Raw genomic sequence first — 17,357 nt, forward strand, 5'->3', positions numbered from 1 at the left:
CCCTGTGGTATGCGAGCCTCGCCGCCATGCCCTGGCTGCTGGCCCAGGCCATCGACCACGGGCTGCGCGCACAGCGGATGAGCGTGCTGGTCGCCTGGGCCGCCGGTGTCCTAGCGGTCGGGGCGGCCAGCGCCGTCCTCGGCATCATGCGGCACCGCTCGATGACCAGGCTGCGCACGAACGCCGGGCTGATGACCGCCGACCTGGTCCTGGAGCACGCCACCAGGCTCGGGGCCGGGCTGCCGCGCCGGATCACCGCCGGCGAGGTCGTCACCATCGGCATCTCCGACGTCTGGGTGATCTCCCGGTCGATGAACGTCGGCGGCGTCGGCATCGCCAGCGTCGTGGCCTACGGCGTCCTGGCGGTCCTGCTCTGGCACACCTCGCCGCTGCTGGCCGTCACCGTGCTGGCCGGCGTACCGGTCCTGGCGCTGGTGGTGGGGCCGATGCTGGCCCGGGTCCAGTCGGCCGGGCAGCGCTACCGGGCCCGGCAGGGCTCGCTGGCCGGGCGGCTGGTCGACGTGCTCGGCGGCCTCGGTGTGCTCAACGGGCTCGGCGGCAAGGAATCGCACCTGCGCCGGTACCGCGCCGAGTCGGACGAGCTGCGCGACCTCGGCTATCGGGTCGGGGTGTCGTCGAGCTGGGTCGGGGCGCTCGGCACCGGCCTGCCGGTCCTGTTCCTGGCCGTGGTCACCTGGATCGGCGCGCGGATGGCGGCCGGCGGCGAGATCACGATCGGTGAGCTGATCGCGGTCTACGGCTGGACGTCGCTGCTGGCTGTCCCGGTCGACGTGCTGATCTTCTGTGGCTTCGACATCACCCGCGGCCTGGTCGCCGCCCGGCGGGTGGCGTCCTTCCTGCGCGTACCCGTCGAGTCCGAGGACGGCGAGCCCGCACCGGCCGGGCCGGCGCCGCTGAGCGACCCGGTCTCCCGCGTCACCGCCGAGGCCGGGCGGTTCACCGTGCTGGCCGGCGCGCGGACCGGCGACGCCGAGGCGATCCTGGACCGGCTCGGCCGTTACGGCGAGACCGACGCCACCTGGAACGGCCGCCGCCTGGACCGGATGGCCCGGGGCGAGGTGCGCGAGCGCGTGCTGGTCGCGCGGCACGACGCGGAGCTCTTCGCGGGCACGTTGCGCGAGGTGGTGGCCGGGCCGGGGGAGAGCGACGACGACCGGGTACGCCGGGCCATCGACGCCGCGGTGGCCCACGACATCGCCGCCGACCTGGACCGCCCGGTGGAGTGGCGCGGCCGCAACCTCTCCGGCGGCCAGCGGCAACGTCTGCGCCTGGCCCGCGTCCTGCACGCCGACCCCGAGATGCTGCTGGCGGCCGAGCCGACCTCGGCCGTCGACGCGCACACCGAGGCGGCCATCGCGCGGCGGCTGACCGACGTGCGGTCCGGCCGCGGGACCGTGCTGGCCACCACGTCGCCGGTGCTGTTGGCCCGGGCCGACGTCGTGCACTACCTGGTCGACGGCCGGGTCGCCGCCTCCGGCCGGCACGACGAGCTGCTGCGGTCCCAGCCCGGCTACCGCGAACTGGTCACCCGGGTGTTCGAGGAGGAGCACGCATGAGCACGGCGCTGCCGATCGCGTCGCCGGCCCAGGTCCGCACGGCGGCCGTCCGGCTGCTCGCCGCCGACCGCCGGGCCGTGGCCGGGGTGCTCGTGCTCAACGCGCTGGCCGCCGTGGCCGGGCTGGGCGGCCCCTGGCTGCTCGGCAAGATCATCGACGCGGTCACCGCGGGCGCCGGCCCGTCGCAGGTCGACCACTACGCCTTGGGCGTGCTCGGCTGCGCCGTCGCCCAGACGATCCTGCTGCGGTACTCGCTGTGGGCCGGTTCCAACTTCGGTGAGCGTACGGCCGCCCGGATCCGCGAGAACTTCGCCGACCGCGCCCTGGCCCTGCCCGCCGCCGTGGTCGAACGCGTGGCCGGCGGTGACCTGGCCGCCCGCGGCACCAACGACGTGGACGCCGTGGCCAAGTCGGTCCGCGACATCATGCCCGCGCTGACCGGCGCGTTCGTCCAGATGGTCTTCCTGGTCGGCGCCGTGCTGGTGCTCAGCCCGCCGCTGGGCGCGGCCGGGCTGGCCGGGTTCGGCGGCATCTGGTTCGTCACTCGGTGGTATCTGCGGGTGGCCCGCGACGCGTACTTGCGCGAGGGCGCGGCCGACTCCCGGCTGGCCGACGAGCTCACCGCCACCGTCGAGGGCGCCCGCACCATCGAGGCGTTCGGGCTGGCCCGGCTGCGGCTGGGGATCGGCCGCGCGGCGATCGCCGAGACCCGCCGGACCAGGATGGCCACGCTGCGGCTGCGGACCTTCTTCTTCCCGACGGTCGAACTGTCCTACGCCGTGCCGATCGTGATCATCCTGCTCGCCGGCGGCTATCTCGCCGCCCGCGGCTGGGTGTCGGTCGGCACCGTCGGCGCCGCGGTGCTCTACCTGCGCCAACTGGCCGGGCCACTGGACGCGATCACGATCTGGATCGAGCAGTTGCAGAGCAGCGGCGCCTCCTTCGCCCGGATCGAGGGCCTGGCCGCGGTGCCGGTCGCCGCCTACGAGGACCGTCGCCCGGACGGCGAGCGGATCGAGGTCGACGGCGTGCGTTACGCGTACGACGAAGGGCGCGACGTGCTGCACGACGTGACCCTGACCGTGCGGCCGGGGGAGCGGCTGGCGGTCGTCGGGCTCTCCGGCGCCGGGAAGTCCACGCTCGGCCGCCTGATAGCGGGCGTGGACCGGCCGCGGACCGGCGGCATCACGGTCGGCGGGGTGCCGGTGGCCGACCTGCCGCCGGAGGAGCTGCGCCGGCACGTCGTGCTGGTCACCCAGGAGCACCACGTGTTCGCCGAGTCGCTGCGGGACAACCTGATGATCGCGGCGCCCGACGAGCAGCTGCGCCGGGCGCTGGACCGGGTCGGCGCCGGCTGGGCCACCGACCTCGACCTGGACCTGGGCGAACACCCGCTGGACGGCGCCCGCGCCCAGCAGCTGGCCCTGGCCCGGGTGCTGCTGGCCGACCCGCACACGGTGATCCTGGACGAGGCGACCGCGCTGCTCGACCCGACCGCCGCCCGGACGGCGGAGCGAGCTCTGGCGGCGGTGCTGCACGACCGTACGGTGATCGCGATCGCCCACCGTCTGCAGACGGCGCACGACGCCGACCGGGTGGCGGTCATGGACGACGGCCGGATCGTCGAGCTAGGCAGTCATGACGAACTGGTGGGACGGGACGGCCCCTACGCGGCGCTGTGGCGTACCTGGCACGGCTGAGAAGCGTTCGCGTACGTCCTTCTCCCGGTATCGGGTGCAGGTCTCGTGCCAGCGCACGATGCCCGACATCCAGTAGGTCAGCTCGCCCGCGTACCGGGTCAGCTGCCGGCGCACCCGCTCGGTCAGCGCGTACTGCTCGCACAGGGCCGGCAGCTCGACCGCGACCAGCCGCTCGAACTGACGCATCCGGCCCTCCATCAGCCGGGCCACCATGTCGCGGGCGGCGCTCCGGTCGCAGCCGAGGAACCGCTCGACCACGAACACCATGTTGTGGATCTCGTTCTCGAACTCGATCTCCTTCTGGTACGAGTACAGGTCGTTGACGAAGCACGCGTAGTCCTGCGCGGCGTAGTCGATCTGGCGCATCACCTGGGTGTCGAAGACGTCGTCGGGCACCAGCTCACCGTGCGCGAGGCGGGCCAGGCTCATGGTGAGGTCGGCGCCGAAGGTGGCCCGCCGCATCTCGACGTAGTCGACCGGGTCGGGCACCCGGTTGTGCACCTGGTTGGCCAGCTCCCACAGCCAGGCGGCGGTCATCGACTCGACCGCGGCCCGGAACCGCGCGCGGGCCTCGGGGGCCATCGGGCCGGCGGTGCGCCGCCACAGGTCGGCCAGGCCGCGCTCGACCGGGTTGATCGGCGCCGGGGTGGGCGTGTCGTCCAGCGGCATGAAGGCGGACAGGCGCAGGTTCTGCAGTTTGGCGCCGGCCAGGTCGCCGGTGCGGCCGTAGCGCACGGGGAAGAGATCGTCGCCGTACGTGCCCCAGGCCAGCCAGTCCGACGACAGGTTGAGCTGGTCCGGGGTGGCGTCCGGGTGGATCATCGCGGCGCAGTGCGCGAAGTCGAAGCCGTCGAACAGCCGCGCGTTCCACAGGTCACCGGCGAACAGGCCCATCGCCTCGGCCCAGACCGTGCCGTGCCTGCGCGCGGCGGGCAGGTGCGGGCTGGTCCGGACCGGGTACGGCAGATACAGATCCGGGACGGGGAGGTGCCCGGGGCGCCGGCCGATCGGCACGTGTCCGTGCTGGGCATAGCGGCGGGCCAGGCCGGTCGCCGACAGGCCCAGGCCCCGGGTCCGGGAGACCCTGGTGTAGCGGCTCGACCGGGCGTGCCACTCGTGCCCGCCGGCCTGCCAGTCCTGCAGTCCCTTGACATAGCGGGCGATCCGGAGCTGGTCGGGGGGCGCGACCGCGTGCTCGGCCACCATCGCCGGGATCTCGGTCAGCGCGGTGTGCTCGAACTGGTGCAGGCGCGAGGTGAGCAGTTCGTTGACCAGCTTGCCGGCCTGCTGGGTGTCGATGTCGAGGAAGCGTTCGAAGACCAGCACGGCGTTCGAGTTCTCGCCCTCCTCGGTCACTTCCCGCTCGTACGAGAAGAGGTCGTTGCGCAGGTGCACCGCGTCGGAGAACGTGTCCCGCAGCACGCGCAGCGGCCGCAGCCCGGCCAGGTGCTCGGCCAGTTCGGCGTCGGCGGCCACCTCGACCAGGTTGGCCGACCACGGCGCGCCGCCGACCCGCCGGCGCATCTCGATGTACTCGATCGGGTTGGCGATCCGGCCCTCGGCGATGTTCCGCAGTTCCCACATGGATTCGACCATCAGGTTGTGGGTGCTGCGCGCGAAGCGCCGCCGCCAGCCGTCCGACATGGACGGCACGGTCCGCGCCCACAGGTCGGCCAGGCCCGACTCGGCCGGATTCTCCGGTGCCGGCGGCGCCTCGCCCATGAACCGCTCCAGCCGGTCCAGGTAGCGCTGGGCCCCGCCCAGGTCCCGGCTGTACTTGAACCGGGCCAGGAAGTCGTCGTCGAAGAAGAACACCCACACGTACCAGTCGGTGATCAGAGCGAGCATCTCGGCGTCGCAGTCGGGGTGGATGTACGCGCACATCAGCGCGTAGTCGTTGCGGCGGAGCTTCTCCAGGTCCCAGCACCCGGCGTCCAGCATCCCGTGTGTGCGCGCCCATTCCTCGGAATGGTTCCGGGCGTGCTCCTCATGAGGGTTCCGGGTCGCCGGATGAGGCAGATAGAAATCGGGAAGTGTAAATGTCGACATATGAGCTCCTGATCCTGGGCCAGAACCTCGCCGACCATACATCCCCAGCTCAGCGTGCGTACCAAAGTCACCCGGGCGCAGCGTGTGTTCCACAGTGGTTAACCACGAGGAGGTGACACAAACGTGTCGCCGAACGGGTGTCACGCCATTTCTCGGATATAACTTGGCCCGCCCTGCAAGTGCGTAACAACTTCAAGAACGGTGGTTTTCGCGTGACTGCTGTCGACACCGGACGGTCGGACAACGAGATTTCCGCGGAACAGCGGCGGCAGGCCCTCAGCACGGCCGCCGCGCGCAATCTGGCGTCCACGACCAAGACGCCGCCCCAGATGCAGAACATCACCTCGCGCTGGCTGCTCAAGGTCCTGCCGTGGACGCAGGTGGTCGGCGGTGCGTACCGGGTCAACCGCCGGATGACCTACACCGTCGGCGACGGCCGGCTGACCTTCACCAACGTCGGCGCCGAGGTCTCGGTCGTCCCGGCCGAGCTGCGCGAGCTGCCGTTGCTGCGCGACTTCGAGGACACCGAGGTGCTGACCGAGCTGGCGGCCCGGTTCGAGCAGCGCGAGTACGACGCCGGCCAGGTCATCGTCGAGGCCGGGCAGCCGGTCGACCAGATCGTGCTGATCGCCCACGGCAAGGTCAACAAGATCGGCCGCGGCGACTACGGCGACGAGTCGATCGTCGGGGTCCTGGCCGACGGCGACTACTTCGGCGACCAGGCCCTCGGCGGCGAACTGGAGCTGTGGAACTTCACCGCCAAGGCGGCCACCCACTGCACCGTGCTGTCCCTGCCCCGGCCGGCCCTGGACCGGATGAACGGCCAGTCCGAGACGCTGCGCGAGCACGTGCGGTCGGTCCTGGCCCGGCACGGCCGGCCGCAGAACCGGCACGGCGAGGCCGAGATCGACCTGTCCGCCGGCCACGAGGGCGAACACGAGCTGCCGGGGACGTTCGTCGACTACGAGACCGCGCCGCGCGAGTACGAGCTGAGCGTCGCCCAGACCGTCCTGCGCGTGCACACCCGGGTCGCGGACCTCTACAACGAGCCCATGGACCAGGTCGAGCAGCAGCTCAAGCTGACCGTGGAGGCGCTGCGCGAGCGCCAGGAGTCCGAAATGATCAACAACCGGGACTTCGGGCTGCTGCACAACGCCGACCTCAAGCAGCGCATACACACCCGGACCGGCCCGCCCACCCCGGACGACCTGGACGAGCTGCTCAGCCGCCGCCGCAAGACCCAGTTCCTGTTCGCCCACCCGTCGGCCATCGCCGCGTTCGGCCGGGAGTGCAACCGGCTCGGCCTCTACCCGAACACCGTCGACTTCAACGGCCACCAGATCCCGGCCTGGCGCGGCGTGCCGATCCTGCCCTGCAACAAGATCCCGATCTCCGGCACCCGGACCACGTCGATCATCGCGATGCGTACCGGCGAGGACGACCAGGGCGTGATCGGGCTGCACAAGACCGGCATCCCCGACGAGTACGAGCCCGGGCTGAACGTCCGCTTCATGGGCATCGACGACAAGGCGATCATGTCGTACCTGGTCAGCGCCTACTACTCGGTCGCGGTGCTGGTGCCCGACGCCCTCGGCATCCTGGACAACGTCCAGGTCGGCCTCGGCCGCGACTGAGGGAGGCGCGTGCATGGTCGCAGTTGAGCTGGGGACACCGGTCCGGACCGTGGCCGCGCTGCTGGAGTGGAGCCGAGCCACCGTCGACCCGCCGCTGCGGGCGGCGGTGGCGACGCTCCCGCCGGCCACCGCCGAGCTGGTCGACTACCACTTCGGCTGGCGCGACGCGGCCGGCGCCCCGGCCCGCGAGTACGCCGGGAAGGCGGTCCGGCCGCTGCTCACGCTGCTGGCCGCGCGGGCGGTCGGCGCCGACGCCGCGGTCGCCGTGCCCGCCGCGGTGGCGGTCGAGCTGGTGCACAACTTCTCGCTCGTGCACGACGACATCATGGACGGCGACCGGACCCGGCGGCACCGGGCGACGCTGTGGAACGTGCACGGGGTCGGACCAGCCATCCTGGCCGGGGACGCGATGCTCGCGCTGGCCGGTCAGACCATCGAGGCCGAGGTACGCGCGGCCGCGCTGCTCGGCACGGCCGTCCAGCGGCTGATCGACGGGCAGCTGGCCGACCTCGCGTTCGAGCGCCGCGGCGACGTGACACCGGCCCGGTGCGAGGCGATGGCCGAGGCCAAGACGGCGGCACTGCTGTCGGCCGCCACCGAACTGGGTGCGGTCGCCGGCGGCGGGTCACCGGCGGCGTGCGCCCGGCTGGCCCGGTTCGGGCACCTGATCGGGCTGGCCTTCCAGTTCACCGACGACCTGCTCGGGATCTGGGGCGATCCGGCCGTCACCGGCAAGCCGGTGCGCTCGGACCTGCGTACCGGAAAGAAGTCCCTGCCGGTGGTGGCCGCCCTGCACTCGGGTGAACCGGCCGCGGCCGCCCTGGCCGAGCTGTACCGCGACGGCGGGCTGACCGGGGCCGACGCCGCCCGGGCGGCCGACCTGATCGAGGAGTGCGGTGCCCGGACCTGGTGCCAGGCCCGGGCCGACGCGCTGCTCGACGAGGCACTGCGGGAATTGGCCGAGGCCGGCTCCCCGGCGCCCGCCGAGCGGGAACTGGGCACCGTCGCCCGGCTGCTGACCCGCCGCGACCGCTGAGCCCGGGTGGTAGCCCCGGGCGGCATCCGCCGCCCGGGGCTACTTTCTATGCGCCGCTCTTTATGCAGCGGGCTCCGGGTCAACGGTCCGATCTTTATGTTTGCCGATGCGACGCACGGGCATCCGCGGCGACATGCGATTGCGGCGCAGCAAACTGGGCCGGCCCGGGTACGGGCGCCGGCGGTCCGGGCGCGGGTTCGTGTACCTGGACACCGACGGCACCCGGCTCACCGACCTCTCACAGGCCGAGCGGATCAAGGAACTGGTCATCCCGCCGGCCTGGAGCGAGGTGTGGATCTGCACCGACCCGCGCGGGCACATCCAGGCCACCGGCAAGGACGCGGCCGGCCGCAAGCAGTACATCTACCACCCGACCTGGCGCACCACCCGGGACGAGGCCAAGTTCGACCACGCCCTGGAGATCGCCGGACGCCTGCCCGAGATGCGCGAACGCCTCCGCGCCGACCTCAGCGGCCGGGGCCTGAGCCGCGACCGGGTGCTCGCCGCCATCGTCCGGCTCCTCGACATGGGCATGTTCCGGGTCGGCGGCGCCCAGTACGCCGACCGGAGCGAAGACCCGTCCTACGGGCTGTCCACGCTGCGCCCCGACCACTGCCGGGCCAGAGGCGGCTGCGTGCTGCTGGAGTTCCCCGGCAAATCCGGCATCCAGCACGAGCGCTCGGTCGGCGACGGCGAGGTGTGCGCCGTGCTGCGCGAACTCAAGCGGCGGCGGCGCGGCGAGAAGCGGCTGTTCGCATACTGGGACCCGCACGCGCGGCGGTGGCGGACCGTCGGCGCCGACGAGATCAACGACTACCTGCGCGAGGTCAGCGGCGAACAGATGACCGCCAAGGACTTCCGGACCTGGCACGGCACCGTGAAAGCGGCCGGTGAGCTGGCCGCCGCCGGGCCCCAGCCGACCGGGAACAAACGCCGGAAAGCCGTCTCGCACGCCATGAAAGAGGTGTCCGAGCTGCTCGGCAACACGCCCGCCGTGGCCCGCTCCTCGTACGTCGACCCGCGGGTGGTCGACCTCTACGAGAGAGGGACGGTGGCCGATGTCGACCCCGGCACGCCCCGCGAGCAGGCCGAACAAGAGGTACTGGAGATGCTCTCCGACGCTTAATATCCGCCACCGCCTGCCGAACTGCCGTACATGGGGCGGATTGTGCGTGGGTGGGGCATCAGCGTTCTGGTACTCCTGGTGCTCGGCGGGCAGGCGTACACCCTGTTCCAACCGGGTCAGCGCGCGTACGTGCTCGGTCTGACCATGCTGGTGCTCGACATCACCGGGCTGGTCGCCTGCCTGCGCGCCGCCCGGCGCGGCGACGCACTGCTGTGGCGGATGCTCGCCCTGGGACGCCTGTGCGCCATCGTGACGTTCGTGCTGCTGGCCGCCGAAGGCGCGCTGCGGATCCCCGAGCTGTGGTGGATCGGCGTCACCGTGCGGCTCGGCGCGTTCGGGTTCTTCGCCTTCGGGGTGCTCTTCGCGCCCGCCCAGCGCCTCGAAGGCCGGGTCCGTGCCGCGTTCTTCGCCGAGACGCTCAGCGTGGTCGCCGGCGGATTCATGGTCGTCTGGTACTTCGTGATCAACCCGATCATCGCCGGTACGCCGCCCAGCCTGTCCTGGATCGGCTACATCGGCTACCCCATCGGCGACCTGCTGATGCTGCTGGCCGTCGCGGTCACCCTGCTGCGCGGCGCGATCGGACGGCCCACCGGCCCGCTGGCCCTGCTGGTCGCCGGCATGGCCCTCTATCTCACCGGGGACGCGCTCTGGTCCGGCATCGAGACACAGAGCTCGATGCTGGTCAGTTCCCCGTACGCCAACTTCCTGATCGCCGTCGGCGGCCTGCTCATGACCATCGCGCCGATGCTGGCCCGCGCACCCCGGCCACAGCCGGACCGGCCCACCCGGCCCGACCTCCGCTGGTCCACCCACCTGCCGGTGGCCGCCATGGTCATCGGCGGCACCCTGATGGTCGTCGTCACCATCAAGGAGAACGACATGCTGCCCTGGGGCGGCCTCGTCCTCGGGCTGATCACCATGGCCGCGGCGATCACCGTCCGGCAGGTCATCTCGCTGCGGGAGAGCCGCGACCGGATCGTCACCGACGCCCTCACCGGCCTGGCCAACCGCACCGGCCTGGACGAGGCGATCGGGCGGGCGCGGCGCCGGCGCGAACCGTACGCGCTGCTCCTGGTCGACCTGGACGGCTTCAAACTGATCAACGACGCGTACGGGCACGCCGCCGGCGACACCGTGCTCACCGAGTTCGCGCACCACCTGCGCAGCGTCGTCCGCACCGGCGACGTGGCCGCCCGGATCGGCGGCGACGAGTTCGCCGTCCTGCTCACCGAGGTCACCGGGGTCGAACAGGCCGGCGCGGTCGCCCAGCGCGTGCTCACCATGGCCGCCGCCAACCCGGTCCGGCTGGGCGAGGACAGCCTGCCCATCCGGGCCAGCATCGGACTCACCCTCGGCTCCGAGGACGACACCCCCAAGGAGCTGCTGCGCCGCGCCGACGTGGCGATGTACCAGGTCAAACGGGCCGCCACGCACGGCTGGCAGGCGTACGACCCGGCCATGACCGACCGCCGGGCCGAAGACGCCGCGCTCAGCGACGACCTCGAGAAGGCATTGCAACGCGACGAGCTGTACGTGCTCTACCAGCCGATCATCGACCTCGAGGCCGGTCGTCCCGTCGCCGTCGAGGCGCTGGTCCGCTGGTCCCACCCCACCCGCGGCATCGTGTCACCGGTCCAGTTCATCCCCATCGCCGAACGCAGCGGCGCCGTCACCGGCATCGGCCTGTTCGTGCTCGAACAAGCCTGCCGCCAGCTCGCCGCCTGGGACAGCCTGCGCTACGTCAGCGTCAACCTGTCACCGCGACAGCTCCAGGAACCCACCCTGGTGCACGACGTGCTGGGCATCCTCCGCCGCACCGGCGTCGCCCCGTCGTCCCTGGTGCTGGAGGTCACCGAGTCGGCCATCGTCGACCAGTCGGCCATCGCCGTGCTCGCCACCCTCCGCGGCCACGGCATCCGCATCGCCGTCGACGACTTCGGCACCGGTTACTCGTCCCTGCACTACCTGACCCGCCTGCCCGTCGACATCCTGAAGATCGACCGCAGCTTCGTCGCCGAACTCAACGGCACCCCCGAGGGCTCGGCCATCACCGAGGCGGTCATCCGGCTCAGCCACGTGCTGCACCTGGCCACCATCGCCGAGGGCATCGAGACACCGTCACAGGCGGCCGAACTACGCGCGCTGGGCTGCACCACCGGTCAGGGCTTCCTGTACGCCCGCCCGACACCCGCCGCCGACCTGGATCTCGTCGAGCTGGAGTACGCGGTCCGCCAGCACTAACCCGTCGGTACGGTGGGTGAGCACCAGCACCGTACGGCCATCCGTGGCACCGAGCAGGTCGGCCATCAGCGCCTCGGCCGAGTCGCCGTCCAGGCCCTCGGTCGGCTCGTCCAGAATCAGCAGCCCTGGGCCGGCGAGCAGGGCGCGGGCGGTCGCCAGCCGTTTGCGCTGGCCGCCCGAGATCGTCGAGCCGCCCGTGCCGAGCCGCCGGTCGAGCTCCAGTTCCAGGCCGGTCCGCCGCAGGACGTCCCGCAGCTCGGCGTCGGTGGCGGTGGGCCGGGCCAGGCGGAGATTCTCGCGCACGGTCGAGGCGAAGACGTGTTCCGTCTCGTCCCCGACCAGCGCCACCGTGCGGCGGAAGTCGGCCTCGGCGATCTCGGCCATGGCGGTGCCGTCGAGGGTGAGCCGGCCGGATCGCGGAGGGAGGAAGCGGGCCAGGACCGCGGCCAGGGTTGACTTGCCGGCGCCGGAGGGGCCGAGAATGGCTGTGCGGGAGCCCGGGGGGAGTCTCAGCGTGAGGCCGCTCAGGGTGTGGCCGGTCCAGCCGGCGGCGAGGTCGGTCACCGCCACGTCGACGCCGCCGGTCGCCGGTTTCGCGCCCGCGTCTTCGGCGCCTGGGTACGCCGCGCCCGGATCGGCCGCCGCACCCGCTTTTGATCTTGCGACACGCGCGTCCGCCGCCACCCCCACCCCGGGCACTGGGTGGGTCGGAACGTAGCGGGCGGGTACGACAAGTTCGGGTGGCTGTCCACAGGGGGACGTCACTGTGGACAAGCGGCGGCGGGCGGACACGGCGCGGCGGTGGGCCAGGGCCGCGTCCGGCAGGGCGGCGACCGGCTCGGCCAGCGCGACCACGCCCAGCACCAGCACCGCGGCCCACTCGCGGCCGAGCGCCCCGCCGGGCAGCAACGCCAGCGCCGCCCCGATCACGGCCAGGCCCCACCCGACATGGCCCAGCGCGGCGGCGATTCCGGCTTCGCGCGCCGCCCGCGCTTCCAGGGTGGCCAGCTGACGGCTTCGCTCCTCGGGTACGCCGAGAGAACTCAACTCCTCGACCCCGTCGACCGTCTCCACGATCGCGTCGCGCAGGGCTTCGCGTGCTTCACCCGTACCCGTCTCGCGCCGGGTTTCGAGCCACACGCCCAGCGCGGGCGCGGCGACCGCGGCGACCAGCAGGCCCGCGGCCACCGGCAGGGCCGCCGCCGGCCGCACCGCCGCGACCATCGCCGCGCCGGCCAGCACCGCCCCGACGGCCGCGAGCGCCGGCAGCCACCCCCGGAGGAGCCCGTCGACGTCGGCGTCCACATCGTCCACCACCCGGGTCAGCAGCTCGCCGCGCCGGCGCACCCGCGGCCCGGGCACCCGGGGGATCAGCCCGGCATAGACGGCCGCCCGCCGGGCCCCCAGCTTCGCGAACGCCACCTGATGCGCCGCCAGCCGCTCCGCGTAGCGCAACAGCGGGCGGGCGACGGCGCTGCCCCGCACCAGCACCACGGCGGCCGAGAGGCTGAGCACCGGCGGCAGGGTGGCCGCCCGGACCAGCAGCCAGGCCGCCGCCCCGGTGAGCACGATGCCGGCCAGCCACGAACCGCAGCCGAGCGCGGCGGCCGCCGCGACCAGCCAGGACTTGGGTTGCCCGCCCGAGTCTGCCGGGGCTTCGCCGCTCCGCGCCGGCACCGCCGCGAAGGGTTGGGCCGCCGCCGGTGGTGCGGGCTTGGATGGTGCGGGCTTGGATGGTGCGGGCTTGGATGGCGCGGGCTTGGGTGGCGCCGGCTTGGATGGCGCCGGCTCGGATGGTGCCGGAGAGGCGTGGGCGGGTGGGTTGATGACGACGACGGTGCGGTCGGCGGCTGCCAGCAGCGCGGGACGGTGGGCGACGACCAGCACGGCGCAGCCACGGTCGGCGGCGGCGCGGAGCTTGGCGATGACGCGTCGTTCGGAGACGGCGTCGAGGTGTGCGGTGGGCTCGTCGAGCAACAGGACCCGGGGAGTCTCGCCCGCCTGGCTCAACGCGGCCGCGAGCGCCAGCCGTTGTCGCTGGCCGGCCGACACGCCGGCGCCGTGCTCGCCCAGCGCGGTGCCGAGCGGAAGTTCCCGCTCCAGGCCGACGGCGCGGAGGGCACCGATGCCGGCCACGTCGGCGACGGTCCGGGCGTGCGGGAGGACGGGATGCTGCGGCAGATAGACAGCGTCGGGGCCGAAGAGTTCGGCGCTCCCGGTGGCGAAGGGTTGCAGGCCGGCGAGCACCCGCAGGGCCGTGGTCTTGCCGGCGCCGGAGAAGCCGCGCAGGGCGACGATCTCGCCGGGATGGACCTCGAGCCGCTGCAGCCGGAGGGCGTCGTGCCCGGCATCCGGGTGGCGGACGGTGAGGTCTTTCGCGCGTACGCCGGGGGCGGCGTCGAGATCCAGCCGGTCCACGACGGTGGTGGCCAGGTCCGGTGCAGCCGCCGCGTCGGACTGGGCCGGGGCCGCCGTGTCAGACGGTGCCGGGGCTGCGGTGTCGGACGGTGCCGGGGCCGCTGCGGTGGACGGTGCCGGGGCGTCGAGGACCTCGTCGATGTCGTCGATCACCGCCGACGCCGCCGCCGACGCGTGATAGCGGGCGGCTGCCTCCCGCAACGGCCGGAACGCCTCCGGCGCGAGCAGGATCACCAGCAGCGCCGGCGCCAGCGGCAGGTCCCCGGCGGCCACCCGCAGCCCGGCACCGACCGCGATCAGCCCGACGGCCAGCGTTCCGAGCAGGTCCAGGGCCGTCGACGACAGGAACGCCACCCGCAGCACCCGCATGGTCGCCGTCCGGTGTTGGGCGGTCATCGCCGCCACCACGCTTGTCTGGCGTTCGGCCCGGCCGAAGACCCGCAACGTGGCCAGGCCCCGCACCACGTCCAGGAAGTGGCCGGCCAGCCGCGCGTCCTCGGCCCAGCGCTGCCGGGACCGGGCCTCGGTCGCCCAGCCGATCAGCGCGCCCAGCACCGGGACCAGCGGCAGCGTCAGGACGGTCATGATCGCCGACATCGGGTCGACCACCGCCATGACGATCACCACCAGCGGCGGGAGGGCCACGCCGAGGATGGTCGCGGGCAGGTATCCGGCGAACCACGGCCGCAGCGCGTCCAGGCCGGTGGTCAGCGCCGCGATCAGCCGCCCGCTGCCGTAACGGGCGATCCACGCGGGGCCGTGGCGCAGGGTCGCGGCCAGCGTCGTACGCCTCAGCTCGTCGGTCGCGCGGGCCGCGGTGCGCTGGGCCACGACCTGCTCGGCCCAGGCGAGCAGCGCCCGCAGGGGATAGGTCAGGACCAGAAGGACCAGGCCGGTGCTACGCGAGCCCGCCACCACCGCCGTCAGCCCGGCGGCCAGCATCAGCGCCGTCCCGGCCTGTCCGGCACCGATCAGCGCCAGCAGTCCGACGCCGGTCCGGGCGGCCCGCGCGTGTCGCAGCAGCCGCGGATCGATCGGCCCGCGAGCCCGTCGCCGAGCCGGAACCGAGCCACCGGACGCGGCCGCGGCGGGAGCGGAGGCCGCGGCCGGGGAGGACGCGGCGGCGGGGACTGAGGCGGGCGCGGAGGCCGCGGCGGGGTAAGGAGCGGGGGAGGAGGGGCGAGGTTTCATGACGGAATCCGTTCGCTGGAGACGCGGCGGCGGAAGATCCAGTACGAGTACGCCTGGTAGGCCAGCACCCCGGGCAGGATGATCACGCCGGCGATGGTCAGCAGCCGCAACGTCGAGGCGGTGGCCGCGGCCGAGTCACGGGTCAGCGACCACGCCGGGTCGAGCGTGCTGGGCAGCAGCACGTCGCCATGGCCGGTCAGGATCGTCGCGACCGCGGCGGCCGCGCCGACGGCCGTACCCACGAACGCCGTTGACTCTCGTCCGGACCGGGCCAGGACCGTCACGCCCACGGTGACCATCGCCGCGACCAGGAAGGGCCGGCTGTCCAGGGCCCAGCCCGCGGTGAACGTGGCGACGGCCAGGGTCAGGCCGGCGAGCATCGACGCCCGGCGGGCGCGGCGCCGCACCGGGCCGGTCGTCCGGAGCGCCAGGAACGTGGCACCCAGCAGCACCGCTCCGCCCAGCGCGAGCACCGCACCGGCCAACGACCACACCGTCCACAGCGGACCGAGGCTGCGCCCGAGGCCGGTGCCGGTCACCGCCCCGGCGCCGTCCAGGGCCAGCCCGCGGGCGAACACGGCGAGGATCGCGCCCCACAGCAGCATCACCCCGGCCGAGGACGCGGCCAGGGCCGTTTCGCACCGGCGGCGCCAGCGCGGCGAGGCGTGCTTGCCCCGGAACTCGAGCGCCACCCCGCGGACCGCGAGCAGCAGCAGCACCAGCGCGAACGGTAGGTAGAGGCCGGACAGCAGTGCGGCGTACCAGGCCGGGAAGGCGGCGAACGTGACACCGATGGCCGCGACCAGCCACACCTCGTTGCCGTCCCAGAACGGGCCGACCGTACGGATGGCCGCCCCGCGTTCGTGATCGTCACGACCGAGGACCGGCGCGAGGATCCCGACCCCGAAGTCGAATCCCTCGAGTACGAAGTAGAGCACCCAGGCCAGAACGACCAGCGCGAACCAGAACGTGATCATGGCAGCGGCTCCTAGTAGGTGGAGACGAGCGGGCGGGGTTCCGAGCCGGCGGGCGACGCCGAGCACACGTGGCGCACCAGCCGGAGCCAGACCACGGCCAGCACGCCGTAGACGACGGTGAATCCGGCCAGCGAGGCGATCACCTCGGCGCTGGTCAGGCCCGGGGAGACGCCGTCGGCCACCCGGGTCAGCCCGAAGGCCAGCCAGGGTTGCCGGGCGGTCTCGGTGAAGATCCAGCCGATCGAGTTGGCCGCGGTCGGCAGCAGCGGGATGAGTGGCAGCCAGCGCAGCAGCAGCCGGTGCGGGGTGTGCCCGCGCCGCGAGGTCCACAGGTAGACCGCGGCGATCAGGGCGGCGAACATCCCGACGCCGATCATCAGGCGGAACGACCAGAAGGCGACCGGGATCATCGGCACGTAGCTGCCGGGGCCGTACTGGGCCGCGTACTGCGCCTGAAGGTCGTCGATGCCCTGCACGGTCGCGCCGGGCGAGCCTTTGGCCAGGATCGACAGCAGGTACGGAACGTCGACCCGGAACGAGTCGCCGACCGCGAAGACCGAGAACGGCGCCCCGGTGGTCGTCGAGTAGAGGGCCTCGGCCGCGGCCATCTTCATCGGCTGCACCTCGGTGATGACCTTGCCGAGGTGGTCGCCGGTCAGTGCGGTGAGCCCGCCGCCGATCAGGGTCAGCCAGGCGCCCAGGCGAGGGTAGACGTCGAGCTCGCGCCACACGCCGATGGCCAGGATCAGCGCGCCGCCGACCATGACCGCCCCGGCGACGGTGTGCGGGAACGCGGCCAGGTTGACCTTGTTCAGCAGCAGGTCGGAGAACGAGGTGAGATGCGCGCGCCCGGTGGCCGGGTCCATCTCGTAGGCGACCGGGTTCTGCATGAACGAGTTGCCGGCCAGGATGATGAACGCGGACAGCAGGGTGCCGGCCGAGACGACGAGGATCGTCGCGAGGTGGGCGGGGCGGGGCAGCCGGTCCCAGCCGAAGTACCAGAGGGCCAGGAAGGTCGCCTCGAGGAAGAACGCGAGCATGCCCTCGATGGCCAGCGTCGGCCCGAAGACGTCGCCGTAGAACCGGGCGAAGGCGCTCCATCCCATGCCGAACTGGAATTCCTGCACCAGCCCGGTGACCACGCCGACCGCGAACGTGATGATCAGAAGCTTGCCGGTCAGCTTGGTGAGGGTCAGAAACCTTTCCTGTTTCGTACGCAGCCAGGCGATCTGCAGTCCGGCGGCGATGCCGGCCAGGCTGATCGACAGCGGCACGAAGAAGTAGTGGTAGATGGTGACCACGGCGAACTGCAGCCGGGTCAGGTCCAGCACGTCCATGGCGCTTCTCCTCTACGACGTCCCGTAGTAGATACTACGACGCGTAGTACGACGGCGTGCAGTAGACT

Annotated in this window: 10 protein-coding genes; 6 read left to right on the forward strand and 4 right to left on the reverse strand. The window is 72.8% G+C overall.

The features are described 5' to 3' along the window. Nucleotides 1-26 precede the first annotated feature (26 nt). Both ACGFIO_RS11315 and ACGFIO_RS11320 read left to right on the forward strand, forming a co-directional pair. A complete protein-coding gene (locus ACGFIO_RS11315; protein ID WP_392825106.1) occupies nucleotides 27-1,577 on the forward strand; it encodes an ABC transporter transmembrane domain-containing protein in 1,551 nt (516 codons plus the stop codon). Continuing rightward, nucleotides 1,574-3,277, forward strand: coding sequence for an ABC transporter ATP-binding protein (locus tag ACGFIO_RS11320; protein ID WP_392825108.1), 1,704 nt, complete (start codon nucleotides 1,574-1,576; stop codon nucleotides 3,275-3,277). Before ACGFIO_RS11315 ends, ACGFIO_RS11320 begins: the two co-directional genes overlap by 4 nt. Here ACGFIO_RS11320 and ACGFIO_RS11325 read toward each other — a convergent pair. Beyond that, nucleotides 3,206-5,218, reverse strand: coding sequence for a germacradienol/geosmin synthase (locus ACGFIO_RS11325; protein ID WP_392825111.1), 2,013 nt, complete (start codon nucleotides 5,216-5,218; stop codon nucleotides 3,206-3,208). The genes ACGFIO_RS11320 and ACGFIO_RS11325 overlap by 72 nt on opposite strands. Before the next feature lie 320 nt (nucleotides 5,219-5,538). Here ACGFIO_RS11325 and ACGFIO_RS11330 point away from each other — a divergent pair, with 320 nt between their 5' ends. The 4 genes from ACGFIO_RS11330 to ACGFIO_RS11345 all read left to right on the forward strand — a co-directional run bounded on the left by ACGFIO_RS11330 (nucleotide 5,539) and on the right by ACGFIO_RS11345 (nucleotide 11,366). Then, nucleotides 5,539-6,960, forward strand: coding sequence for a family 2B encapsulin nanocompartment shell protein (locus tag ACGFIO_RS11330; protein WP_392825113.1), 1,422 nt, complete (start codon nucleotides 5,539-5,541; stop codon nucleotides 6,958-6,960). A gap of 13 nt (nucleotides 6,961-6,973) precedes the next feature. Continuing rightward, nucleotides 6,974-7,996 (forward strand): polyprenyl synthetase family protein, encoded by a 1,023-nt coding sequence (locus tag ACGFIO_RS11335; protein WP_392825116.1) that lies wholly within the window; start codon nucleotides 6,974-6,976, stop codon nucleotides 7,994-7,996. 133 nt (nucleotides 7,997-8,129) lie between these two features. Then, a complete protein-coding gene (locus ACGFIO_RS11340; protein WP_392825479.1) occupies nucleotides 8,130-9,122 on the forward strand; it encodes a DNA topoisomerase IB in 993 nt (330 codons plus the stop codon). A gap of 42 nt (nucleotides 9,123-9,164) precedes the next feature. Then, nucleotides 9,165-11,366 (forward strand): putative bifunctional diguanylate cyclase/phosphodiesterase, encoded by a 2,202-nt coding sequence (locus ACGFIO_RS11345; protein WP_392825117.1) that lies wholly within the window; start codon nucleotides 9,165-9,167, stop codon nucleotides 11,364-11,366. Here the strand turns inward: ACGFIO_RS11345 and cydC are convergent. From cydC to ACGFIO_RS11360, 3 genes are read right to left on the reverse strand one after another with little or no spacing between them, the layout of a single operon-like run. Next, nucleotides 11,259-14,975, reverse strand: coding sequence for a thiol reductant ABC exporter subunit CydC (gene cydC / locus ACGFIO_RS11350; protein WP_392825120.1), 3,717 nt, complete (start codon nucleotides 14,973-14,975; stop codon nucleotides 11,259-11,261). The two genes, ACGFIO_RS11345 and cydC, sit on opposite strands and share 108 nt — an antisense overlap. Next, nucleotides 14,972-15,952, reverse strand: a complete 981-nt coding sequence (gene cydB / locus ACGFIO_RS11355) for a cytochrome d ubiquinol oxidase subunit II (protein WP_392825122.1) — start codon at nucleotides 15,950-15,952, stop codon at nucleotides 14,972-14,974. The genes cydC and cydB overlap by 4 nt, the downstream gene beginning before the upstream one ends. 11 nt (nucleotides 15,953-15,963) lie before the next feature. Further along, a complete protein-coding gene (locus ACGFIO_RS11360) occupies nucleotides 15,964-17,289 on the reverse strand; it encodes a cytochrome ubiquinol oxidase subunit I (RefSeq protein WP_392825125.1) in 1,326 nt (441 codons plus the stop codon). Nucleotides 17,290-17,357: the final 68 nt, after the last annotated feature.

This window comes from Actinoplanes sp. NPDC049265 (assembly GCF_043197135.1).
Taxonomy (GTDB): domain Bacteria; phylum Actinomycetota; class Actinomycetes; order Mycobacteriales; family Micromonosporaceae; genus Actinoplanes.